Raw genomic sequence first — 1075 nt, 5'->3', positions numbered from 1 at the left:
CGGAAGACCAGCCGTCACTTACAATATGGTGGGTATTGATCAGGAGCAGGGTTTTGCGTCCGTTTTCCAGCTGATAGAACCGTGTTCTGATCGGATACTCTGTGGCCAGGTTAAAAGGAAGGTTGATGTCTTCAGTGATGACTGCGTTGAGTTCTTTTTCATCTGCGAGCAGGACCAGTCCGGTGTCCAGTGGTTCGTGGTGCAGCACCTGGATTCCCTGTTGCTGATCGTCCTGTTCGATGGTACTCCTGAGGACCTCATGCCGCTGCATGATCTTGCCCAATGCATACCGGATCCCTTCGATATCTGTTCCTTCGGCCAGTTCGAACACCATTGGCATGTTATAAGTATTTGTTCCCTGTTCGTATTGCTCAATGAACCACAGGCGCTCCTGGGCAAAAGAGAGGACAGCGGATGGGGCAGATGTTTTGACGATCTTGATCCGGGCATCTTTCTTTAGCATGTCGGACAGCTGCGCCGGCGACTTATAACGGAACAAATCTGCCACCTTTACTTCATATTCTAATGCAGTACTCATTCTATGGGATGCCTGGATGGCAAGGATGGAGTTCCCGCCGATCCGGAAGAAATCGTCCGTAATCCCCACAGGGGTAATTCCCAATACCTCCTGCCAGATGGAACAGATGGTTTCCTGTGCTTCGTTCTGAGGAGCGGCATAACCATTTTTTTCGGTATCCGGCTCCGGATCAGGGAATGCCTTTTTATCGAGTTTCGCGTTGCTGGTCAGAGGAAAGCTGTCCATCTGTACGAGCGTCTGCGGAACCATATAGTCTGGTAAGGTCTGTCTCAGCTGTTCGCTGAGTGTAGCACCATCCGGCGGGTTGTCCTGGTTTAGGACATAATACCCGGCCAGGTATTTTGAGCTGCCGGAGGAAGTCTGTCTTTCCCTGACCAGAACGCATGCCTGTGCAATACCCGGAATTTGAGTAAGGGCATGTTCAATTTCTGCAAGTTCTATCCGGTATCCCCGGATCTTGACCTGGTCGTCGTTTCTTCCTGTAAACAGAATTTTCCCATCAGGAAGCCATTTTGCAAGGTCTCCTGTTTTGTACAT

Annotated in this window: 1 protein-coding gene; it reads right to left on the bottom strand. The window is 50.3% G+C overall.

Annotated features, from left to right (window positions below):
• Positions 1 to 1075, bottom strand: a 1075-nt coding sequence (locus tag DBR43_RS32860; RefSeq protein WP_148090776.1) for a condensation domain-containing protein, incomplete at both ends; no start/stop codon positions are given.

The organism is Pedobacter sp. KBW06, from assembly GCF_003852525.1.
Taxonomy (GTDB): domain Bacteria; phylum Bacteroidota; class Bacteroidia; order Sphingobacteriales; family Sphingobacteriaceae; genus Pedobacter.
This window is presented reverse-complemented; position numbering and strand designations above follow the sequence as displayed.